Genomic DNA, 22,131 nt, shown 5'->3' on the forward strand with positions numbered 1-22,131 from the left:
ATAGAACCGCCATCAATCAAAACGGCGCCTCTGAAGAGGGCCACACCAAGGAGCGCATGAAATGGCTACCAGGAAGACCGAAGACGCATTTTCCCTCACTTTCGACCCGACCAAGTTTGCCGACAGCTTCCGCGAGTTCGCCGAAAAGGGCGCCGCGCAGTCGAAGGAAGCTTACGCCAAGATGAAGACCGCGACCGAAGAAGCAGCGAAGACTGTCGAAGCGACGGTCGAGAGCGCTCAATCGGGCACCGTCGAACTCGGCCTCAAGGCCATCGACGCGCTGCGCACCAATGCCGAAAGCTCGCTCTCGCACATGGAAGCTCTGCTCGGCGTAAGGTCGCTCTCCGAACTCGTCGAACTGCAGACCGCCTTCATCCGCAAGCAGGCAGAGCTTGCCGTCGAGCAGGCGAAGACGATGCAGGAAGCAACGCGCAAGGTCGCCGAGAACGTTGCCAAGCCCGGCAAGGATGCCGCGGAAAAGGCGATGTCCAGCCTCAAGAAGGGCTGATCGGCCGCGCCGTATCAATCGGATTCGAAGCAAAGACCGGGTGGCTTGCCATCCGGTCTTTTTGCTGGATAATCTGAACTTAAGGCTTGCAAATCGGTGTGAGTGACCGTATGTGAGCCGCCAAGCGACGACCCGAATAACATTGGAGTCGCCTGTCGAGTGCGGTTGTAGCTCAGTTGGTTAGAGCGCAGGTTTGTGGCACCTGAGGTCGGTGGTTCGAGACCACCCAACCGTACCATTTCTTTCAAGGCATACCCTTCCAGCCGGTCCACGATCCGCAAGGCTCGTGTTTGTGGTCGAATGCCCGGACGGCGAAAGAGCCGATAGGTTATTACCGTGCTTCCGGAGGAAGTGGGGGCAGTAGCTGCTCCACGAACATCGCAAAAAGTTCCCGCTGGCTCGAGATGTTCAGTCTCTTGTAGATGTTCTGCCTATGCAGTTTGACGGTTCCTTCCGTCACGGAGAGTATCTGTCCAATCGCATAATTGCTGTTCCCCCTCAGAATAAGCTGCACGATTCGCCGCTGCTGGTAAGTAAGGCGATCCTCGCAAAACGAAGCGAAGGCCGTCTCCATGAGGTCGTCCAGACGGAGCTGACGGTCATTCGCGCGCGCATCGCGCCAGTGCGAGCGCACCGTTTCGCGAACGAAGGGCTCGATCTGCTTCAGTCTTTCCACCTCGTCGGCTGAAAAAGGAAGGCCTTGCGAACGCATGAGCGAATACACGGCATTGAAGCCTCCCTCCAGCGGGATGAGAAAGCCGATTTCCTCCACGAGTGAGCCGGCCTGCATGGAGATGCAGGGGTGAACCTCTCTGGAACTGTAGAATTCGGAATCGAAGAATTCGTCCGGGGCGAGCTCCCGCATTCGCCAGATCCCCGGCTGAAGGTTCTCTGTGCAGGCAGTGTAGAAAGGGTCGAACAGATATGCGCCGTCGAGATAGGCTTTGAGCGCCGAGGCCTCGGCATGCTGCCGATAGCCGTCGTGCAAGAGCAGCGGCCTTGAATCAAAGGGGAAGCCGAAGATCGCCGACAGGTCGAACGGTGCCACTCTCGCGAGCATGTCGTCCAGCGCGTCCGGCAATGTCGGCCTGCCGATCTGTCCCACGACAGTGGCAATGGCCGATAGGTCTGGCACTTCGGTCTTCTGCACTCGATCCTCGTTGCGTCGGGGATGTGGCCCCGACCTTATCACCTTTGGAATATAGACTGCTTCGTCACGCTGCGGCAATCTGACCAAGTGGAACAAGCATCATAGCTGCCTTAGCCGACCTGGACATCAAGACGCCGAGAGAGCTGTCCTCCAGTCCGCGCCGGCAGGCAGCACGACGACGGCTGGAGGAGCACGTGGCTGGTCGACTGGACGGAAAAATTGCGCTTATCAGCGGCGGGGCAGGGGGGTGTGGTCTCGCCGCCACCGAACTTTTCGCTCGGGAGGGCGCAGCGGTCGGGATCGTGGATCTCCCGCAGAGCGATGGCGAGGCCATCGCCGCCCGCCTCCGCAGCGAGGGCTTCAGAGCGGCATTCGCCTCGGCCGACGTGTCGGACGAACGTCAGGTAACGCAAGCGGTGGAGAGGGTCTCGGGAGAACTCGGACCGATCACGGTCCTGTTCAATCACGCGGGCACCATCGTCATTCGGCCGTTTCTGGAGACCACGGTCGACGAGTGGGACCGGCTGATGGCCGTCAACGTGCGCAGCATGTTCCTTATGACCCGCGCCGTCCTTCCCCAGATGATCGACGCCGGAGGCGGATCGATCGTCTGCACCTCTTCCATATCGGCGGTGGCCGCAACGCCGATGGAGGTCCTTTACAATACGACCAAGGGGGCGTGCCACATGTTCGCCCGATCCGTCGCCGTGGAGTTCAGGGATCGGAACATCCGGTGCAATGCGGTGTGCCCCGGTTTCATCCAGACGGCGCACGGCCAAAGGGAAGTCGAGGAGCTGACCCGCTACGGGGTCGATGTCTCCGAGGCGGCGATCGCCGCCCAGCAGGGGCGGATGTGCCGGCCGGACGAGGTCGCCAAGGCCGCCCTTTATCTTGCGAGCGACGACGCAAGCTTCGTCAGCGGCGCCCATCTGTTCGTCGACAATTGTTTTACAGCGGTGTGAGGGGAGAAACATGGCTTTCGAGAAGGGTGGAGTCTGGCGGAACTGGGTAGGCAATCAGTACTGCGTATCGCAATACAAGGCCTCGCCCGAAACCGAATCCGAACTGGCCGAGCTGGTCGCAGAGGCGGACAGGCGGGATCTCGGAGTGCGCGTTTCGGGTTCGGGCCACTCCTTCACGCCGGTCGTCGGGACCAGCGGTCTCCTTTTGTCGCTGGCAAATCTCAGGGGCGTTCAGAACGTCGACAAGGCGCGCAAGCAAATTACCGTAGCAGGCGGAACGCGCATCAACGAGGTGGGCAAGACGCTGAAGCAGCACGGACTGTCCCTGATCAATCAGGGCGATATCGACAGCCAGGCGGTGGCCGGCGCCTTTACCACCGGAACCCACGGGACCGGGATCAAGCTCGGAAACATGGCGTCTTCGATCGCCGGGATGAGGATCGTCAAGGCGAACGGGGAAATTCTGGACATCGATGGGAGCGACGAAGAACTGCTCCACGCGGCCCAGGTCTCGGTCGGCACGCTCGGCGTCATCTCGTCCATGACGCTCAACGTCATGGACGCCTATAACCTGCACGAGCGGCTGTGGCGTGACGACTTCGAGACCTGCATGGAGCGCCATGACGAACTGGCCGCAAATCACCGGCATTTCGGATTTTTCTGGTGCCCGACGCCGGAAAGCCGTCACCTCTACTGCCTGCCGGATACCTCGGCCGTCTCGTCCACGAACAAATTGGCCGATGTCTGCGAAATGAAGGTGATGGATATCACCGACGCGGCGCCCATGGAGAGCGAGTTCGAAAAGATCGCCTACAGTTCGGAAGTCTATCCCATCGAATACGTCCCCAACTTCGTCGAACTCGAATATGCGGTGCCCCTCGAACACGGCAAGGCAGCGGTCAGAGCCGTGCGCGATCTCATGCTCAACAAGCATACGAACTGCATCTATCCGATCGAATATCGCTTCACCGCCGGCGATCCGACGTGGATGAGCCCCTTCCATCACCAGGACAGCATCACGCTCTCCGTCTCGGGGGGCCCGGGGATCGATTACTGGGCGTTTCTGAAGGACGTCGACCAGATCCTGCGCGGATACGACTCGCGGCCGCATTGGGGGAAGATGCATTTTCTGGACACCGACGATGTGACGCATCTCTATCCGCGCGCCGGGGACTTCCGTTCGCTGCGAAGGGAACTGGACCCGAAGGGGCGCTTCCTGAACGACCACCTGAAGATGCTGCTCGGCTGACGTTCATGATGTCAGGTCGAGTTGAGACGAGGGATGCGGTCGGAAACCGCACACAGTTTCCCTCATTCCGCTCTAAACGAAGATCTGATGCTCCGCCGTCACCAGTTCCTGTAGAAACGCTGCGACCGTACGCACGCGCACCAGGTCGCGGGCGCTCTCGTGATAGGTCGTCCAATAGGCGCGGCGGATCGTCGTTTGGGGGAGCAGGCGTACAAGCTCCGGATATTGCCGGGCGATGTAGTTATGCAGGATGCCGATGCCGGCGCTGGAGCGGGCGGCTTCGGTCTGGCCGGTGGCGCTGGAGATCTCGAAGGAGGCATTCCAGCTGCGCATGACCTCGCTGGAGAAATTGAGCGACGGTGTGAAGATCAGATCCTCCACATAGCCGATCCGCCGATGGCTCTTGAGATCGTCGACAGTCCCGGGCGTGCCGTAGCGGCCAAGATATTCTGCCGATGCGTAGAGGCCCAGTGTATAATCGGTAAGCTTGGACGAGACGAGCCGCCCCTGTTCCGGCCGTTCGATGGTAATCGCGATATCGGCCTCGCGCTGCGACAGCGAGAAGGAGCGCGGAACAGGAACGAGCTGGAGCTTCAGTTCCGGGTAACGTGCCGTGAGCCGCCCGAGACGCGGCGCCAGGAACGAGACACCGAAACCATCAGGGGCGCCGATGCGCACCGTGCCCGCGATCGCCGTGTCGATCCGCCCGACCTGCGATTGGGCGGCGAGCATCTCGGTTTCCATGCGCTCGGCCGCGGCAAAGAAGACCTCGCCTTCGGCCGTTAGTTCGCAGCCGTTGGGACGCCGGATGAGGAGCTTCGCTTTCAGCTTTTCCTCGAGCGCGGTAACCCGCCGGCTGAGCGTCGCGTGATTGATGCCGAGCCTTTTCGAGGCGGCGAGGATCTGGCCCGTCCGCGCGACGGCCAGAAATACCCGGACGTCGTCCCAGTTCATGCGAACGCTTTCATGGGCTTTAATTTGCGCACAACGGTTCCTGAAATTCGGAAATTGAATTGTTGAAATCGTAGTGCGATCATGAGGGCACAATCAAGGGTCAGGAGAAACACTCATGTATGAACTCGGTCATTTCATCGACGGCAAGCGCGTTGCCGGCACGAGCGGTCGCGTCAGCAACATCTTCAACCCGGCAACGGGCGAAGTTCAAGGCACCGTAGCGCTGGCGAGCGACGCGGACCTGGCCGCCGCCGTCGAGAGCGCCAAGGCTGCCCAGCCCAAATGGGCCGCAACCAATCCGCAGCGCCGCGCCCGCGTCTTCATGAAGTTCGTCCAGCTCCTGAACGACAACATGAACGAGCTGGCCGAGATGCTTTCCCGCGAGCACGGCAAGACCATCGACGACGCCAAGGGCGACATCGTGCGCGGCCTCGAAGTCTGCGAATTCGTCATCGGCATTCCACACCTGCAGAAGAGCGAATTCACCGAAGGCGCCGGTCCCGGCATCGACATGTACTCGATCCGCCAGCCGGTCGGCGTCGGCGCCGGCATCACCCCGTTCAACTTCCCCGGCATGATCCCGATGTGGATGTTCGCCCCGGCGATCGCCTGCGGCAATGCATTCATCCTCAAGCCTTCCGAACGCGATCCCTCCGTGCCGATCCGCCTTGCCGAACTGATGATCGAAGCCGGTCTGCCGGCGGGCATCCTCAACGTCGTCAACGGTGACAAGGGCGCGGTCGATGCGATCCTGACGCATCCCGATATCGCCGCCGTTTCCTTCGTCGGCTCGACCCCGATCGCCCGCTACGTCTATGGCACGGCGGCGATGAACGGCAAGCGTGCGCAATGCTTCGGCGGCGCAAAGAACCACATGATCATCATGCCGGACGCCGACCTTGACCAGGCGGCCAACGCCCTCATCGGCGCCGGCTACGGTTCCGCGGGCGAGCGCTGCATGGCGATCTCGGTCGCCGTTCCGGTCGGCGAGGAAACCGCAAACCGGCTGATCGACAAGCTTGTGCCTATGGTCGAAAGCCTGCGCATCGGTCCCTATACCGACGAAAAGGCCGATATGGGCCCCGTCGTCACCAAGGAGGCGGAGCAGCGCATCCGCAGCCTGATCGACAGCGGCATCGAGCAGGGTGCGAAGCTCGTGGTCGACGGCCGCGACTTCAAGCTGCAGGGCTATGAGAACGGCCACTTCATCGGCGGCTGCCTCTTCGACGACGTCACACCCGACATGGACATCTACAAGACCGAAATCTTCGGACCCGTCCTGTCGGTCGTCCGCGCCAGGAATTACGAAGAGGCCCTGTCGCTGCCGATGAAGCACGAATACGGCAACGGTGTCGCCATCTACACCCGCGACGGCGATGCGGCGCGCGACTTCGCCTCCCGCATCAATATCGGCATGGTCGGCGTCAATGTTCCGATCCCGGTTCCGCTCGCCTACCATTCCTTCGGCGGCTGGAAATCCTCGTCCTTCGGCGACCTCAACCAGCATGGGCCGGACTCGATCAAATTCTGGACGCGGACGAAGACGATCACATCCCGCTGGCCGTCCGGCATCAAGGATGGAGCCGAGTTCTCGATACCGACGATGCGATAACGCGGCAGCGAACGCCTGCTTCGACCGGGGCCTCCTTCGGGAGGCCCTCCGATTGGATCGAGGAGGCGGCGCGAATAACCGTTCGCCCCACTGGAGCCGGCACGAAAACGGCGGGCATGCGCCCGCCGTCCACGTATTGCTTCGATGGTCGGTCTCAGTCCTGCGGGCCGTCGTTGTAGCCGATCTTGTCGACGATTTCCGAGGCCTTCTTGCGGTTTGCCGCGATTTCGGCAAGCGGCAGCGTGTCCGGCTTGATCTCACCGAAGGACTTAACGACGTCCGATGGTTCGGCGCCCGGCAGAACCGGATACTCGAAGACCTGTTCGGCATAGATTTTCTGCGCTTCGCCTTCCGACAGGAATTCCATGAGCTTGAGGGCATTCTCCTTGTTCGGCGCGTTCTTGGCGAGCGCCATGCCGGAGATGTTCACATGCGTGCCCCGGTCCTTGGTGTTCGGGAACAGCACCTTGATCGCCGAAGCCCATTCCTTCTGCTCGGGCTCCTTCTCGTTGGTGATCATAAGGCCGACATAGTAGCTGTTGCCGAGCGCAATGTCGCATTCGCCGGCGAAGATCGCCTTGGCCTGGTCCCGATCGCCGCCGTCCGGCTTCTTGGCGAGATTGTTCCTGAGGCCGGTCAGCCATTTTTCCGCTTCGGCTTCGCCGTGGTGCGCGATCATGGAGGCGAACAGGCCGACATTATAGGAGTGCTGGCCGTCGCGGGTGCAGATCTTGCCCTTCCACTTCGGGTCGGCGAGTTCCTCGTAGGTGATGTCGTCCTGCGCGACGCGCTCCTTCGAGGCATAGACGACGCGGCCGCGTGTCGTCAGGCCGAACCAGTTGCCGTCCGGATCCCGGAAATGGTCGGGAATGTCCTTGTTGATGGTCTCGTTGACGACCGGCTGTGTCACGCCCGCGTCCTTGGCTTCGGTCAGGCGGCTGATGTCCACGGTCAGGATCACGTCGGCTGGAGAGTTTGCGCCTTCAGCCTGGATGCGCTCGACAAGACCCTTGTCGAGAAAGAGGACGTTGGTCGCAATGCCCGTCTTCTCGGTGAAGGCGTCCAAAAGCGGCTTAATGAGGTCCGGCTGCCGGTAAGAGTAGATGTTGACCTCTCCGTCGGCTCGGACCGCCGTAGAGGCAAGAAACGTCGCCGCTACGGACAGCGCTCCGATCAGCGCTTTTGAAATTTGCATGGTGCTCTCTCCTTTTTCGTGTTTTAAACTTAACTAACTCAATCATATTTCTGCCGTCCGCCGGCGCATCAGTCAACAGCGAAAAGGTGAAGAGATAACCTTCGTGAATATTTCCACTTTTTGGAATTGTTCCAAACTGCGATCCGTCCTATATGATGAGGCACGAATTTATCGAATCCGGAGCAAAAAATGCGTCTGACGAAGCAAACCAACTACGCGGTACGCATGTTGATGTACTGTGGTGCGAACGGCGAGAAGCTCAGCCGCATTCCCGAGATTGCCAGGGCTTACGGCGTATCCGAGCTGTTCCTCTTCAAGATTCTGCAGCCGCTCACGAGAGCCGGCCTGGTCGAGACGGTGCGCGGCCGCAACGGCGGCGTCCGCCTGCCGAAGCCGGCGTCGGAGATCACACTTTTCGACGTCGTCAAAGTCACGGAAGACAGTTTCGCCATGGCGGAATGCTTCGAGGCGGGCGAGATCGACTGCCCGCTGGTGGACAGCTGCGGCCTCAACGCCGCGCTGCGCAAGGCGCTGAACGCCTTTTTCGAAGTGCTTCAGGGATACACGATCGACGACCTGGTCAAGGCCCGGCCGCAGATCAACTTCCTCCTGGGCCTGGAAGAGCCGGTGCGCCCGCAGACCTCGGCCGCCTGAGTTCACTCGCGTCCGCGAGCTTGCGGCCGAGAGGCTCTGCCCTGAAGCAGCGTGAGAGCGGGACGGAAAACCCGCGCACGCTGGCGGCAACTCACCCGCGAACTGCTGCTTCCAGTCGACAGGTCTTGCTTCCGGCGGGCGATCTCGGCACCTTGAAGGTAGCGCACTTTCGAGGTCGAATGTTTCCCTTCGACAGCGCAGCTTAGAGTTTATCTGCATTCCCCTTGAGAGTTCGCGACTCGCATTGCTCGCCCCGGAACCGCGGTTGCCGGCGAAAGTCGGGGATAGTTCCGCATGCTCTGTTTGCGGAAGAATTTTTCGCATAGACAAAATTCCAAAGCGACTTATTGCATTGCGACGCCAAATGTCGTTCCATCCGCCCTTGACCGGGTGCAAACGTCATGCCGTGTCAGATAAATTGCGAGAACAAAAACAAATCTGGGAAGCAAGCTCATGAAAAAGCTCACTACTCTCTTGGCAGCGACGGCGATTGCCACGCTGATGGCCGGCACCGCCTGGTCGAAAACGTTCGTCTTCTGCTCGGAAGGGTCGCCGGAGGGCTTTGATCCCGGCCTCTATACGGCCGGCACGACCTTCGACGCTGCCGCGCATACCGTTTACAGCCGTCTTCTCGAGTTCAAGAAGGGCACGACGGAGACCGAGCCCGGGCTCGCCGAAAGCTGGACGATTTCCGACGACGGCCTTGAATATACTTTCAAGCTGCGTCCCGGCGTCAAGTTCCAGACGACCGAGTTCTTCACCCCCACCCGCGAACTGAATGCCGACGATGTGATCTTCTCGATCGAGCGCCAGTGGAAGTCCGACCATCCGTGGCACGGCTACGTAACCGGCGGCTCCTGGGAATATTTCGCCGGCATGGGCCTGCCGGAACTGCTCGAGTCGGTCGAGAAGGTCGACGACATGACGGTCAAGATCAAGCTGAAGCGCAAGGAAGCGCCGTTCCTCGCCAATCTTGCCATGCCCTTCGCGTCGATCATGTCGAAGGAATATGCCGACAAGCTGCAGGCCGAAGACAAGATGAACCAGCTCAACCAGATGCCGCTCGGCACCGGTCCTTTCGCCTTTGTCGGTTACCAGCAGGACGCGGTCATCCGCTACAAGGCTCATCCGGACTTCTGGGGCGGAAAACAGAAGATCGATGATCTGGTCTTCGCGATCACCACGGATGCGGCCGTTCGCTTTCAGAAGCTGCAGGCCGGCGAATGCCACCTGATGCCCTATCCGAACGCGGCCGATGTGGAAGCCATGAAGGCCGATCCGAACCTCAAGGTGATGGAGCAGGCCGGCCTCAACGTCGCCTATCTCGCCTACAACACGACGCAGGCGCCTTTCGACAAGGTCGAAGTGCGCAAGGCCCTGAACAAGGCGATCAACAAGCAGGCGATCGTCGACGCCGTCTTCCAGGGACAGGCGCAGCCGGCGGTTAACCCGATTCCGCCGACCATGTGGTCCTATAACGAACAGATCGAAGACGACACCTACGATCCGGAAGCGGCCAAGAAGATGCTCGAGGATGCCGGCGTCAAGGACCTTTCGATGAAGGTCTGGGCGATGCCGGTCGCGCGTCCCTACATGCTGAACGCCCGTCGCGCCGCCGAACTGATGCAGGCGGACTTTGCAAAGGTCGGCGTCAAGGTCGAAATCGTCTCCTACGAATGGGCGGAATATCTCGAGAAGTCCAAGGCGAAGGACCGCGACGGTGCGGTCATCCTCGGCTGGACGGGCGACAATGGCGACCCGGACAACTTCCTCGACACTCTGCTCGGTTGCGATGCCGTCGGCGGCAACAACCGCGCGCAGTGGTGCAACAAGGAGTTCGACGACCTCGTCACGAAGGCGAAGGAAGCCTCCGACGTCGCAGAGCGCACCAAGCTCTACGAGGAAGCGCAGGTCATCTTCAAGCGCGAAGCTCCCTGGGCAACGCTCGACCACTCGCTCTCCATCGTCCCGATGCGCAAGAATGTCGAAGGCTTCGTGCAGAGCCCGCTCGGCGACTTTGCTTTCGACGGCGTTGATATTGTAGAGTAATCTTATCGACAGATCCGAAGGGGGCGTTTGCCGCTGGCGAGCGCCCCTCTTCCTTTTTGCCAGTGCCGCCACTCATGCGGGCACGGTTGGCATGAGGTTTGACTATGTTCCGATTCCTTCTGGGGCGTTTGGCAGTGCTGATCCCGACTTTCATCGGGGTTTCCATCATCGCCTTTTCCTTCATCCGCCTGCTTCCCGGCGATCCCGTGGCGCTGCTTTCCGGCGAACGGGTCATGTCGCCGGAGCGGCACGCCGAGATCTCCCACCAACTGGGCTTCGACCGCCCCATCGTCATGCAGTACCTGGATTATCTCTGGGGCGTTCTGCAGGGCGACTTCGGAACGTCGATCGTCACCAAGAAGCCGGTGATCGATCAGTTCATGGAGCTCTTCCCGGCGACCGTCGAGCTGTCGCTTTGCGCCATCATCTTCGCGGTGGTCGTCGGCATCCCCGCTGGTGTCGTCGCGGCAGTCAAGCGCGGATCCATCTTCGACCAGATCATCATGGGCACCGCGCTCATCGGCTTCTCGATGCCGATCTTCTGGTGGGGCCTGCTGCTGATCATCGTGGTCTCCGGCATTCTGCAGTGGACGCCGGTGTCCGGGCGTATCTCGTTGATGTTCTTCTTCCCGTCGGTCACCGGCTTCATGCTGATCGACTCGCTATTGTCCGGCCAGGAAGGGGCGTTCCAGTCGGCCTTCAATCACCTCATCCTGCCGACGATCGTTCTCGGCACCATTCCGCTCGCCGTCATTGCGCGCCAGACCCGCTCTGCAATGCTCGAAGTGCTTTCCGAGGACTATGTGCGCACGGCACGTGCCAAGGGGCTCTCCACCTTCCGTGTGGTCGGCATTCATGCGCTCCGCAATGCGATGATCCCTGTCGTCACCACCATCGGCCTGCAGGTCGGTGTGATGCTGGCGGGCGCGATCCTGACGGAGACAATCTTCTCCTGGCCGGGGATCGGCAAGTGGATGGTCGATTCGGTCTTCCGGCGCGACTATGCCGTCATACAGGGCGGGCTTCTGATCATAGCCGCGGTCATCATGCTGGTGAACCTCGCCGTTGATCTGCTCTACGGCCTGATCAACCCCCGCATCCGGCACTGAGGAGAGCGATATGACCGAAGTTACCGCGACAACCGCCATATCGACCGATCCGACGCGCCGGGCGCGTCTCGCCGAATTCTGGTACTATTTCTCGGAGAACCGCGGCGCCGTTATCGGCCTGTTCTTCTTCCTATTCCTGGTGCTGCTCGCCATCTTCGCTCCGTTGGTGGCACCCCATAACCCGACCATCCAGTTCCGCGAGGCGGTGCTGCTCCCGCCCGTCTGGCAGGAAGGCGGCCGCGCGACTTTCCTGCTCGGGACCGACGCCGTGGGCCGCGATATGCTCTCCCGTCTCATCTACGGCACACGTTTCTCGCTCTTCGTGGGCGTCATCGTGACGGTTCTGTCCCTGACGGGCGGAATCCTCGTCGGCGTCATCGCCGGCTATTTCCGCGGGTGGATCGACACGGTCATCATGCGGATCATGGACATCATCCTGGCCTTCCCGTCGCTCCTGCTGGCGCTCGTCCTGGTTGCGGTGCTGGGGCCGGGCCTCACCAATGCGATGATCGCGATCGCGCTGGTGTTCCAGCCGCATTTCGTCCGCCTGACGCGGGCGGCGGTGATGACGGAGAAAACGCGCGACTACGTCGTGGCGGCGAAGGTCGCCGGAGCCGGACATGCGAGGCTGATGTTCAAGACCATCCTGCCGAACTGCATGGCCCCGCTCATCGTCCAGGCGACGCTCTCGTTTTCGAGTGCGATCCTCGATGCGGCGGCACTCGGCTTCCTGGGTATGGGTGCGCAGCCGCCGACGCCGGAATGGGGAACGATGCTGGCGGAAGCACGCGAATTCATCCTCCGTGCCTGGTGGGTCGTGACGCTTCCCGGCCTCGCTATCCTCGTGACCGTTCTGGCAATCAATCTGATGGGCGACGGCCTGCGCGACGCGCTCGACCCCAAGCTGAAGAGGTCCTGACATGGCGCTTCTCGAAATCGAAAACCTCGTCGTCGAATTCCAGACGGCGTCCGGGCCGTTCCGAGCCGTCGACGGCGTCTCGCTCAAGGTGCATGAGGGCGAGGTCCTGGCGATCGTCGGGGAATCGGGCTCCGGCAAATCCGTGTCCATGCTTGCCGCCATGGGGCTTCTGCCCTGGACCGCCAAGGTGACCGCGGACAAGCTCGCCTTCAACGGACGGGATCTATTGAAGATGCCGGCCTCCGACCGTCGCAAGATCGTCGGCAAGGACATTGCGATGATCTTTCAGGAGCCCATCGCCAGCCTCAATCCGTGCTTCACGGTCGGTTTCCAGATCGAGGAAGTGCTGCGCATACATATGGGTCTCGACCGGGCAGCGCGGCGCAAGCGCGCCATCGAGCTGTTCGATGCGGTCGGCATTCCCGACCCCGCCGAGCGCCTCGGGCACTTTCCGCACCAGATGTCGGGCGGGCAGTGCCAGCGCGTGATGATCGCCATCGCGCTTGCCTGCAATCCTAAACTGCTCATCGCGGACGAGCCGACCACCGCACTGGACGTGACGATTCAGAAGCAGATCCTCGATCTCCTGATGAAGCTGCAGCAGGAATACCGCATGGGCCTCATCATGATCACCCATAACATGGGCGTCGTAGCGGAGACGGCGGATCGCGTCATCGTGCAGTACAAGGGCCGGAAGATCGAAGAGGCGGATGTCCTTTCGCTGTTCGAGTCGCCGAAGAGCAATTATACCCGCGCGCTTCTCTCGGCCTTGCCGGAGAATGCGACGGGAGACCGGTTGCCGACGATTTCCGAACTTTTCAATGAGCAACAGATGCTCGAGGGAGCTGCTCGATGACCCATGTTCTCGAAGCCCGCAACCTGGTGCGCGACTATCATATTCCCGGAAACCTGTTCCGTGCGGCGCGCACCGTTCATGCGCTGAAGGGCGTAAGCTTCACGGTCGACGAGGGCAAGACGCTCGCGATCGTGGGCGAAAGCGGCTGCGGCAAGTCTACGCTCGGACGCATCATCACGCTCATCGACCCGGCGACGGCGGGCGAGCTGTCGATCGACGGCAAGACGGTCGACATCGCGCGCGAGGGGCTGACGGCGGAGATGCGCCGCAAGGTTCAGATCGTCTTTCAGAACCCTTACGGCTCCCTCAATCCTCGCCAGAAGATCGGCGATATTCTCGCGGAACCGCTCATCATCAACACCAAGGTTCCGGCAGGCGAACGCCGAGAGCGGGCAATGGCGATGTTGAAGAAGGTCGGCCTCGAGGAGAAGCACTACAATCGCTATCCGCACATGTTCTCCGGCGGCCAGCGGCAGCGCATTGCGATTGCCCGTGCGCTGATGCTCAATCCTAAGCTTCTGGTTCTGGATGAGCCGGTTTCGGCGCTCGACCTCTCCGTACAGGCGCAGGTTCTGAACCTGCTCGCCGATCTGCAGGACGAATTCAAGCTCACCTATGTCTTCATCAGTCACGATCTGTCGGTGGTGCGCTACATCGCCGATGACGTAATGGTGATGTATTACGGCGAAGCGGTCGAGTATGGCAGCCGGGACGCGGTATTCTCCGACCCGCAGCACGATTATACGAAGACGTTGTTCGCGGCGACGCCGCGGGCGGATGTTGCCAGCATCAAGGCCCGGCTCGCCCGGAAGAATGCCGCCTGAGCGGAAATACGTATCACCCAAATGCCGGCAGACCGTTGTTCGGCCCAACACCAGGATGAGGATTATGGAAATCAAGCGTTTCGAAAGCGGCTCGAGGATGAGCCAGGCCGTGGTCTACAACAACACGGTCTATCTCGCCGGCCAGGTCGGCAATGCCGGCGACGACGTCGTCACCCAGACGAAGCAGGCGCTGGCGGAGGTCGATCGTCTGCTGGCGCTCGCAGGCACGGACAAGACGCGCATTCTTTCCGCGACCGTCTGGCTCGCCGACATGGCGGACTTTGCCAAGATGAACTCGGTCTGGGACGCCTGGGTGCCTCAGGGCCACGCGCCGGCGCGCGCGACCGGCGAAGCGAAACTCGCAACCCCGGAATATCTCGTGGAAGTCATCGTGACGGCAGCTCTCTAAGCCTTTCACGCAAGCAGACATACGCTCCACTTTCCCCGCCGTCGGCCCCTGGGCCGGCGGCGTTTTGCTGCCGTCCTTACACGCTTGTCGCGCAGGAACGATTTCCGCAGTTGCGGCGTTTATGGGTGCGTTCCGCAAGGAGGATGAGACATGCTCTACCGGGTGCCCCGACCCGTCGTGACGTGCCGGTATTCGGCATGGATCTCTTCCCGCGCACGCCGCAGGGCGTGGCCTATACATTGCTGATCATCATCGGTGGGCCTGGCCTGCTTTCCGCCACGCTTCACCTGTCCCGCTTGAGCGACATTGAGCAACGCTTCGCGGGGGGCATCCGCGGTGGAGTGCGCCACCTCCGTCCCGCATTCGCGAACGAGCTGTTCGCCGCAAGAGCGTTTGAGAGGTAGGTGCCGATGGACATAGTCGGGCGGACGACGGCCGAGCGTCGACGAAAGCGCGAAGCGGAGAGGGAAATCGCGCTGGCCGAGGCATCGGCGATCGTCGCCCGAAAACGCGACAGCATCGATCTCGCCGGCGCGTGGAGCGTCATTGGACTGTTCGTGATCGCCTGCGCGACAGTCGTCTATGCGATGGAAGCGATCCTCCTGCCGATCACGCTCGCCGTCGTCATCGGCATCGTTCTCGGCCGCGCTGCCGATGAACTGGCCCGGTTCGGGCTGCCGCCCATGTTCGGCGGCCTTTTGCTGGCACTTTGCTTTCTGCTCGGCCTGTCATACCTGGTCAATGCCATCCTCTGGCCGATCACCGAGGTCGCGCGCGAGGCGCCGCGGCTGGTCGAAGGCCTCATGGAGCGGATACTGCCCTATCTGCAGCGCTTCGAATGGATAAACGTAGCGCTTGCCCGCGGCAGCGGAGAAGAGGCTTTCGCCGACGTCATCGTCAAGAATGCGGGACCGCTTATCGGCGGCGCGGCGGCAAGCCTGACGCCCGCTTTGGTGCAGACCCTGATCTTCCTGGCCGCCCTTGTGCTCTTCCTGCTGGGGCGCGTTCAGTTGCGCAGCACGATCATTCTCGCTTTTCCCAGCCGCGAAGGTCGCCTGAGCGCGATCCGGATCATGAACGCCCTGGAGGATGCGCTTACGCATTATTTCTCGACCGCCAGCCTGATCTATCTGGCGCTGGGCTTCATAACCATGGTCATTGCGCTGGTCGGCGGATTGGCGATGCCCCCGCTTTGGGGGCTGTTCGCCTTCGTCTCGAGTTTCATTCCCTATCTCGGGGTCACCTTCATGACCCTCTCTTTGCTCGTCGGCGGACTGATGACGCATGATGCGCTCATCGTGGCCATCGCCCCGGCGGTCGCCTTCTTCACCGTTCACCTCGCCATGGAAAATCTGCTGGTGCCCGCCATCCTCGGCCAACGCTTCGATATCAACCCGTTCCTGGTCTTCGTCGCGATCATTTTCTGGACGTGGATGTGGGGTGCTGTCGGGGCGCTCCTCGCCTTTCCGCTTTCGCTGATCGCGATGATCATATTCGAGCAGACCCTGCTGCCGCAGCCGGAACGCCAGTTGCCGGGCTGATCCTTCATGCGCGCGTCTCATAAGACGCGCGGCGCTGTAGGAAAATGTTCGGAGGACTGCAATCTCTCCTCACCTCATCCCTGTGACGAGCACAGGAATGAGGGAACCAAACAAGCGGCGGCGGGTGGCCCGAATCTCAACAGGCCTTAGGCTCCAGACTCAATTAGTCCACCAGATGACGATAGCAGCGATGTGGACGGCGGCCTGGAAGTTTGTGGCGAGCTTGTCGTAGCGGGTAGCAATCCGCCGCCAATCCTTGAGACGGCAGAACATCCGCTCGATGACGTTGCGCTGGCGATAGGCCCTTGCATCGAAGGGATGGCGGCGCTTTCTGGTCGGGTTGTTGGGAATGACCGGAATGGTGCCGCGTCCGGTCAGATACTGGCGCAGGGCATCGCTGTCGTAGGCGGTGTCGGCGGCGAGGAAATAGGCGGGTGGCAGGTGCTGGAGCAACGGCACGGCGGCGCGCACATCGCCCATCTGCCCCGGCGAGATCTGCAGACCGAGCGGCCGGCCGCGACCGTCTACGACGGCGTGGATTTTCGTCGTCCGGCCGCCGCGGGAGCGACCGATCGCCTGCGTCTGCGCCCCCCTTTTCCACCAGCGGCCGAGCGATGGACCTTCGCGGTGGTACTGTCGATCATCTGCATGTCGCCTGGACTGGCCGCGACCAGGGCCGAAAACAGCTTCAGCCACAGGCCGCGGCCGGCCCAACGATGAAAGCGATTGTAAATCGTGGTTGGCGGGCCATAGACGGCCGGGCAATCCTGCCAACGGCACCCGACACGCAACACATGGACAATGCCGCTGATGACGCGGCGGTCATCGACCCGGCGCGCACCGGGTCGGTTCTTCGGCAGCAGCGGTTCGATAACGGACCATTGCTGATCGCTCAACCAGAATTCGCTTCCCATGCTTCAACTCCGCTATTTTTCGGAAAAGAATCATGGAAATCACATGCCATCAATAGGCTGATTGAGTTTTGACCCTAGAGCACTTCCAGGAAAAGCGTGTAACGGTTTTCCGTCCGGAAGCGCGTTGGACCAAAGGGTTGGAGCATTTCACCGTTTCCATGAAACATGAAGTGCTCTAGCTCGCTCCGGCCTGCGCATGTTCGTCGAAGAAAAGAGCCTGACTGATCAGCGCCTTCACGGTTTCCGGGTTGAAGGGTTTGGTCACCAGAAAGGCCGGCTCGGGTTTCTTGCCGGTCAGTAGCCGTTCGGGAAAGGCGGTGATGAAGATGACCGGTACGGCCGCCTGCGTCAGGATGTCGTTGACCGCGTCTATGCCCGAACTGCCGTCGGCCAGCTGGATATCCGCGAGCACCATTTTCGGCGATGTCTGGTGATAGAGATCAAGCGCCTCGCGGCGCGTGCGGGCGATCCCGGTGACCCGGTGACCGAGGCTCGTCACCATGTCCTCGATGTCCAACGCGATGAGAGGCTCATCCTCGATGATCATCACGTCGGTCGCGATCTGGCGCGAAATCTCCTCCGAGGCGCTGGTCAGCAGCTTGCCGAAGGCGCCGTGGTCCAGCCCCATGATTTCCGCTGCCTCGCCGGTCGAGAAACCCTCAAGGGCGACGAGAAGGAATGCCTGTCTCTGGGGCGGCGCGATGAGGGAGAGATTGGAAGCCGCCTTCTGCTCCCATGCGAAAGGCGAGGCGAGCTGAGTTCGGTCGATCTTGAGTTTTCCGAACAGGGAACAGAACAGCTTGTAAAGACCGATGCGATCGTTCGACGCGGCCGGGAAAAGCCCCAGGTCGTCGATCAGCGCTTCGAGCACGGCAGAGACATAGGCATCGCCGGCTGCCTGCGAGCCGGTGACGGCACGGGCGTAACGCCGAAGATAGGGGAGGTGGGGCGCAATCCTTGTGGAAAGTGGCATTTAGACCTTCCTAAACTATTGTGCATATCTTGCCGACGGCGCAAGCAGGATACCTCAAATGTTTTGAGCACGTATTCCGGTTTATGGAAAGCCTTGAGAAACAATCGCGGCAAATGAATTGGGCGACCGGCTGCTGCGACCTTGGATGGGATTGGCTGAAGCTTATTCCGACAGGCACGAAAAGCGCCGCATCAGGGTACCGCGGATCTGAAATGGCGCGGAACTGCAGCCCGCACGGAACGGGAAGATGAAGAAGTCCTCAAAGAAAGGCGCCGTGCCAGCGGGGATCGACCGCGCCGAGACGACGCAACCTCATGGCCAAATCGCTTCGAAGCTGAAGGCGCTCTACCAGGCGGTGGAGAACGAACCCGTGCCGCAGCACTTTCTGGACCTTCTGCACCGTCTGGATGAGGCCGAAGAACGACCGCGCGAGTGACGCCGCAGCTTTCACGCTGGCGGCCACCGACAAAACGAGCCGCGCCGGCAGGAGCTCGGCTCGGAGAGCTATCCGTATCAGCAGCGCGCCGTGTAGCGGCGGCCGTAGCGGTCGCGATAGACGCAATAGCCGGGCTCGTTCGCACGACCGATAAGGGCACCGGCGACACCGCCGACAGCGGCACCTACCGCAGCTCCCCTGACATCATTGGATATGGCACCGCCGATGATACCGCCGGAGGCAGCGCCGATTGCCGCACCTCGTTCCGTTTGCGTGCAGGCAGCCAAGGGAAGGATCAGGCTTGCGACGACGAGTAACTTCTTCATGACGCGTTCCTATTCAGGGTTGACACAGAACTGCTGGAGATGCCGAGCATAGTCTTCGTTGGAAATGCGCACCGAGGCATGGCTGGAGCCGCTGCGATGCTCATCTGAGCGTCGGTCCCCACTGGAGGGGTGGTCACAACAGGCGCCGCCAAGGCTGGCATTCCCATCTCCCATGGATGCCGCCGCCGCGGCGCTTGTTATTGTCGCCAAAACGCCGATTGGCGCCTTTTGTTCCGCGCGCGATGACGCCGGCGCGCATGCCTGTTGCCGGAGGGACACGGAGCGGTCGTCATTTATGCGACTGGCGTTCGGCACGTTCCAGAGTTTCGAGCAGCGCCTGGATCCGCTTGTTGTACTTTTCCTCGGAGTGCCGCTGAAGGTCGCGCATCGTCCTGCCGATATGGAGATTCCGATCACGCAGATCGGCCTGATAACGGCCCGCATCGTTTACGGTCTTCCAGATATGTCGCGATGGTATCTTCATTGTCTTCCTGGAGATTCTTTCAATCCGAACAACGCCAAGCGCTTTCGAAGGTTCCTCTCGCTTGCACGCGAAATATAAGTTCCGTTCTATTTGCGGTTCTCTTGGTTAATCAATGCTTTCTGAACCGGGCAGACAACCTCGCACCGCGCAGCCACGGCCGGCCCGGGAACAAAGGCGAGCCGACACGCGTTTCGATTTCGGTAACGCAGACAAGGAGATAGCAGATGCTCTATTACGCTCTCGTGTTCCTGATCGTCGCGATCATCGCCGGCGTCCTCGGCTTCGGCGGAATTGCCGGCGCTTCGGCGGGAATTGCGCAAGTCCTGTTCTTCCTGTTCCTCATATTCCTCGTGATCTCGCTCGTAGCGGGTCTCATCCGCCGAACGTGAGCCTCCAGGCGGGGCTTGCCGCCCGCAAAATTGGTGCCGATCGATAAGGGGTGGAGCTCTCGTCTCCACCCCTTTCCAGTTGTGGTGTGACGCTCTGTTCCCTTGCCCTGTCGGGTCCGCTTGGCTATTCATGCGAATATCCGCCGCGCATGTCAGGACACCATCTCCCATGAAATCCCTGGAAGTTGTCGTCGTGAAGTGACGCGGCACGGCGGCATGACGGATAGGAGCATCTGCACATGAAGACGGACGTAGTGGTTCTCGGTGCCGGCATTGTCGGCATTTCCAGCGCGATCCATCTGGCGCGGCTTGGAAAGTCAGTGGTGCTTCTGGATCGGCGCGGCGCCGGGGAGGAAACGTCCTTCGGCAATGCAGGCCTGATACAGCGCGAGGGCGTCTTCCCCTACGGCTTCCCGCACAATTTCGGAGCGCTTTTCCGTTACGCCCTGAACAACACGATCGACGCCAGCTATCACTTCCGTGCGCTGCCCAGTCTCGTGCCGTTCCTCGCGCGCTACTGGTGGCACTCGGGCTTCACCCAGCACCAGAAGATAGCTCATCTTTATGCACCGCTTATCGAACATTCGATCGCGGAACATCAGGACCTGATCGACGCGTCCGGCGCCGGCGACCTCATTCGCAAGGATGGTTGGATGAAGGTTTTCCGCACCGAAAAGGAGCGGGACGCGGCCTATAAGGACGCAGAACGGCTTTCCGCCGGGTTCGGAGTCAATCACCAGAAGCTTTCGACCAGCGAGCTGAAGACGATCGAACCATCCATCCAGGTCGAACTCGCCGGCGGCCTGCGCTGGACGGATCCGTGGTCGATCCGCGATCCGCACAGCCTGAACAAGGCATATCTCGCCTACTTCCAGTCGCTCGGCGGCCGGCTCGTTTCGGGCGATGCCGCGACACTGGAGCACATTCTGGAAGGGGCGGGCTGGCGTGTCGCCACACCGGACGGCCCGTTGGAGGCGCGGGAGGTCGTCGTCGCGCTCGGGCCGTGGGCCGACACGGTGACGCGAAAGCTCGGCTACCATTTCCCGCTCGCCGTGAAGCGCGGCTACCACATGCATTACGGCGCCCGGGAGGGCGCTCAACTCAACAACTGGGTGCTCGACGCCGAGAAGGGATATTTCCTGGCGCCGATGCTGCGCGGTATCCGGCTGACGACCGGCGCCGAGTTCGCACTGCGCGATGCGCCGAAAACGCCGGTGCAGCTGACGCGGGCGGAGCGGGTCGCTCGCGAATTCTTCCCGCTCGCCGAGCGGCGCGACGAGGAGCCGTGGATGGGCGCGCGACCCTGCACGCCCGACATGATGCCCGTTATCGGCAAGGCTCCGCGACACGAAGGCCTCTGGTTCGCCTTCGGCCACGCGCATCACGGCATGACGCTAGGGCCGGTCACCGGCCGCGCGCTGGCACAGGCGATGACGGGTGAGAAGCCCGTAATCGACATCGCGCCGTATCGGCCGGAGCGCTTCCTCGCATAGAGGATGAGGAGGAGTGTGTTCGATGGTTTTAGCTTTAGCCGAGCTAAAACCATCGTGATCTGGAGCGCCCTTTGTGCCTCCAACTGACCACGGGCTCTCCAGAGGCATAAAAAGACGGGGGGGAGATTGTCGGCCCCCGCCTGTCGCCTGAACTTTCGATCAGATGCAATTTCCCTTGTAGAGGTATTTGGCGACGTCCGGCTCGGCGATGTTCGCCTTGGTCGCGGTTACGGTGCCGGTGCCTATCGGCGTCTCGACGGGCTCGCCTTTGACGGCAGCGACGGCCTGCTTGAAGCCAATATAACCCATCTCGAAGGGCTGCTGGATGACGAGAGCGTCGAGCAGACCTTCGTTCAGGGCCTCGATCTCGGCATCGTCGGCATCCACTGCGACGGCGACGACGCTGTCGGCGGTCTCGGTTGAACGAATGCCGCCGGCGACGCCGATCGCCGGGTTGTTGGACTGCGATACGACGCCGATGAGGTCGGGATGGGCGCTCATGAGCGACACGAAGGCCTGCTGCGCCTTCGGTATGTCTTCACTGGCAAACTGATTTCCGATGTAGGTAAGGTTCGGATGATTTTTGATCTCTTCCTCGAAGCCCCTGATCCGGGCATCGACGGTGGAGATGCCGGGAATGCTGTTGATCTGCGCCACCTTGCCGGACTTTCCTTCCAGTGCTTTCGCCAGCGCCTTGGCGGTTTCCCGGCCGACACTTTCATTGTCGGTGCCCACCACGGCAGCCAGTACAGAGGGGTCATCAAGGGTGGTGTCGACGGCAACGATCTTGGCACCGTTGGCCGCCGCCTCCATAAGCGGCGCGATCAGTGCGGTCGAGCTCGTCGGATCGAGCACGATGGCGGAAGGACTCGTCGCCATGACGGAGTTCAATACGGGGATTTGTTCGGAAGCTGAGTAAGTCGGGGCGGCCTGGATGTTGACCTTCACGCCTAGCTCCTCGGCGGCGGCGCGGGCGCCGCAGGCGATGGCCTCATGGAAGCCGCTGTTCCGCTGGCCGAGAACCAGCGACACGCTGATGTCGTCCGAAGCCGCGGCGACTGTTGCCGACAGCGTGGTGGCGGCAAGCAGGAAAGCAAGTCTCTTGGTCATCTTCGTCATTGTGTT

24 protein-coding genes and 1 tRNA gene are annotated in these 22,131 nt (G+C 61.3%); 18 read left to right on the plus strand and 7 right to left on the minus strand.

The genetic code is table 11. The annotated features are described in order from the left end of the window. The first annotated feature begins 61 nt into the window (after positions 1-61). Positions 62-508 carry a phasin PhaP1 gene (gene phaP1 / locus AC5J09_RS15620; RefSeq protein WP_494297974.1) on the plus strand — a complete coding sequence of 149 codons (447 nt, stop codon included), beginning with the start codon at positions 62-64 and terminating at the stop codon, positions 506-508. A gap of 161 nt (positions 509-669) precedes the next feature. After that, a tRNA-His gene (locus AC5J09_RS15625) sits at positions 670-746 on the plus strand. A gap of 93 nt (positions 747-839) precedes the next feature. On the opposite strand, the gene AC5J09_RS15630 is transcribed toward AC5J09_RS15625, so the two are convergent. Continuing rightward, positions 840-1,643, minus strand: a complete 804-nt coding sequence (locus tag AC5J09_RS15630) for a helix-turn-helix transcriptional regulator (RefSeq protein ID WP_494297975.1) — start codon at positions 1,641-1,643, stop codon at positions 840-842. A 209-nt stretch (positions 1,644-1,852) separates the two neighbouring features. Between AC5J09_RS15630 and AC5J09_RS15635 the strand changes: the two genes are divergently transcribed. Both AC5J09_RS15635 and AC5J09_RS15640 read left to right on the plus strand, forming a co-directional pair. Then, entirely contained in the window at positions 1,853-2,620 is a 768-nt protein-coding gene (locus AC5J09_RS15635; RefSeq protein WP_100669497.1) for an SDR family NAD(P)-dependent oxidoreductase, read from the plus strand. A gap of 10 nt (positions 2,621-2,630) precedes the next feature. Continuing rightward, a complete protein-coding gene (locus AC5J09_RS15640) occupies positions 2,631-3,869 on the plus strand; it encodes a D-arabinono-1,4-lactone oxidase (RefSeq protein ID WP_494297976.1) in 1,239 nt (412 codons plus the stop codon). Between the two features lie 72 nt (positions 3,870-3,941). Here AC5J09_RS15640 and AC5J09_RS15645 read toward each other — a convergent pair whose 3' ends face one another. After that, positions 3,942-4,823 carry a LysR family transcriptional regulator gene (locus tag AC5J09_RS15645; RefSeq protein ID WP_494297977.1) on the minus strand — a complete coding sequence of 294 codons (882 nt, stop codon included), beginning with the start codon at positions 4,821-4,823 and terminating at the stop codon, positions 3,942-3,944. Between the two features lie 115 nt (positions 4,824-4,938). On the opposite strand from AC5J09_RS15645, the gene AC5J09_RS15650 reads away from it, so the two are divergent. Beyond that, positions 4,939-6,435, plus strand: a complete 1,497-nt coding sequence (locus tag AC5J09_RS15650; protein ID WP_100669491.1) for a CoA-acylating methylmalonate-semialdehyde dehydrogenase — start codon at positions 4,939-4,941, stop codon at positions 6,433-6,435. A gap of 154 nt (positions 6,436-6,589) precedes the next feature. Here the strand turns inward: AC5J09_RS15650 and AC5J09_RS15655 are convergent, their stop codons facing one another. After that, the gene (locus AC5J09_RS15655) at positions 6,590-7,630 is read right to left on the minus strand and encodes a Fe(3+) ABC transporter substrate-binding protein (RefSeq protein WP_338278275.1); all 1,041 of its coding nucleotides are present in this window, start codon (positions 7,628-7,630) and stop codon (positions 6,590-6,592) included. Between the two features lie 189 nt (positions 7,631-7,819). Between AC5J09_RS15655 and rirA the strand changes: the two genes are divergently transcribed. From rirA to AC5J09_RS15700, 9 genes are all read left to right on the plus strand, one after another. Continuing rightward, a complete protein-coding gene (rirA, locus tag AC5J09_RS15660; protein ID WP_494297978.1) occupies positions 7,820-8,284 on the plus strand; it encodes an iron-responsive transcriptional regulator RirA in 465 nt (154 codons plus the stop codon). Between the two features lie 453 nt (positions 8,285-8,737). Continuing rightward, entirely contained in the window at positions 8,738-10,333 is a 1,596-nt protein-coding gene (locus AC5J09_RS15665) for an ABC transporter substrate-binding protein (RefSeq protein WP_324762959.1), read from the plus strand. Positions 10,334-10,437: 104 nt separating this feature from the next. Next, entirely contained in the window at positions 10,438-11,442 is a 1,005-nt protein-coding gene (locus AC5J09_RS15670) for an ABC transporter permease subunit (protein WP_018094282.1), read from the plus strand. A gap of 10 nt (positions 11,443-11,452) precedes the next feature. Further along, positions 11,453-12,361, plus strand: coding sequence for an ABC transporter permease subunit (locus AC5J09_RS15675; protein ID WP_018094283.1), 909 nt, complete (start codon positions 11,453-11,455; stop codon positions 12,359-12,361). Position 12,362: 1 nt separating this feature from the next. Continuing rightward, a complete protein-coding gene (locus AC5J09_RS15680; RefSeq protein ID WP_018094284.1) occupies positions 12,363-13,217 on the plus strand; it encodes an ABC transporter ATP-binding protein in 855 nt (284 codons plus the stop codon). Then, the gene (locus tag AC5J09_RS15685) at positions 13,214-14,041 is read left to right on the plus strand and encodes a dipeptide ABC transporter ATP-binding protein (protein ID WP_018094285.1); all 828 of its coding nucleotides are present in this window, start codon (positions 13,214-13,216) and stop codon (positions 14,039-14,041) included. Before AC5J09_RS15680 ends, AC5J09_RS15685 begins: the two co-directional genes overlap by 4 nt. A gap of 64 nt (positions 14,042-14,105) precedes the next feature. Further along, the gene (locus tag AC5J09_RS15690) at positions 14,106-14,450 is read left to right on the plus strand and encodes a RidA family protein (protein ID WP_018094286.1); all 345 of its coding nucleotides are present in this window, start codon (positions 14,106-14,108) and stop codon (positions 14,448-14,450) included. Positions 14,451-14,593: 143 nt separating this feature from the next. Then, a complete protein-coding gene (locus AC5J09_RS15695; protein WP_494297979.1) occupies positions 14,594-14,854 on the plus strand; it encodes a hypothetical protein in 261 nt (86 codons plus the stop codon). 6 nt (positions 14,855-14,860) lie between these two features. Next, entirely contained in the window at positions 14,861-15,991 is a 1,131-nt protein-coding gene (locus tag AC5J09_RS15700) for an AI-2E family transporter (RefSeq protein WP_338278284.1), read from the plus strand. A 159-nt stretch (positions 15,992-16,150) separates the two neighbouring features. On the opposite strand, the gene AC5J09_RS15705 is transcribed toward AC5J09_RS15700, so the two are convergent. Together AC5J09_RS15705 and rsiB2 are read right to left on the minus strand one after the other, a co-directional pair. After that, positions 16,151-16,905, minus strand: a protein-coding gene (locus AC5J09_RS15705; protein ID WP_494296965.1) for an IS5 family transposase whose coding sequence is annotated in 2 segments (ribosomal slippage) — positions 16,151-16,552 and positions 16,555-16,905 — 753 coding nt in all. Because the reading frame shifts where the segments join, the coding sequence is not laid out codon by codon here. 175 nt (positions 16,906-17,080) lie between these two features. After that, on the minus strand, positions 17,081-17,878 hold the full coding sequence (gene rsiB2 / locus AC5J09_RS15710; protein WP_018094288.1) for a PhyR-type response regulator RsiB2: 798 nt from the start codon (positions 17,876-17,878) through the stop codon (positions 17,081-17,083). 247 nt (positions 17,879-18,125) lie between these two features. On the opposite strand from rsiB2, the gene AC5J09_RS15715 reads away from it, so the two are divergent. After that, on the plus strand, positions 18,126-18,314 hold the full coding sequence (locus AC5J09_RS15715) for a NepR family anti-sigma factor (RefSeq protein WP_018094289.1): 189 nt from the start codon (positions 18,126-18,128) through the stop codon (positions 18,312-18,314). Positions 18,315-18,391: 77 nt separating this feature from the next. Here the strand turns inward: AC5J09_RS15715 and AC5J09_RS15720 are convergent, their stop codons facing one another. Then, the gene (locus AC5J09_RS15720; RefSeq protein WP_003527142.1) at positions 18,392-18,640 is read right to left on the minus strand and encodes a YMGG-like glycine zipper-containing protein; all 249 of its coding nucleotides are present in this window, start codon (positions 18,638-18,640) and stop codon (positions 18,392-18,394) included. A gap of 172 nt (positions 18,641-18,812) precedes the next feature. Here AC5J09_RS15720 and AC5J09_RS15725 point away from each other — a divergent pair, with 172 nt between their 5' ends. From AC5J09_RS15725 to AC5J09_RS15735, 3 genes are all read left to right on the plus strand, one after another. Beyond that, a complete protein-coding gene (locus AC5J09_RS15725) occupies positions 18,813-19,202 on the plus strand; it encodes a hypothetical protein (protein WP_234819184.1) in 390 nt (129 codons plus the stop codon). 146 nt (positions 19,203-19,348) lie between these two features. Beyond that, the gene (locus AC5J09_RS15730) at positions 19,349-19,513 is read left to right on the plus strand and encodes a DUF1328 domain-containing protein (protein WP_003527150.1); all 165 of its coding nucleotides are present in this window, start codon (positions 19,349-19,351) and stop codon (positions 19,511-19,513) included. A gap of 239 nt (positions 19,514-19,752) precedes the next feature. Next, complete coding sequence (locus AC5J09_RS15735) at positions 19,753-21,006, plus strand: NAD(P)/FAD-dependent oxidoreductase (RefSeq protein WP_100669483.1); 1,254 nt, start codon at positions 19,753-19,755, stop codon at positions 21,004-21,006. A gap of 159 nt (positions 21,007-21,165) precedes the next feature. Here the strand turns inward: AC5J09_RS15735 and AC5J09_RS15740 are convergent, their stop codons facing one another. Continuing rightward, on the minus strand, positions 21,166-22,125 hold the full coding sequence (locus AC5J09_RS15740; RefSeq protein ID WP_324762962.1) for a substrate-binding domain-containing protein: 960 nt from the start codon (positions 22,123-22,125) through the stop codon (positions 21,166-21,168). Positions 22,126-22,131: the final 6 nt, after the last annotated feature.

Source organism: Sinorhizobium sp., assembly GCF_059070375.1.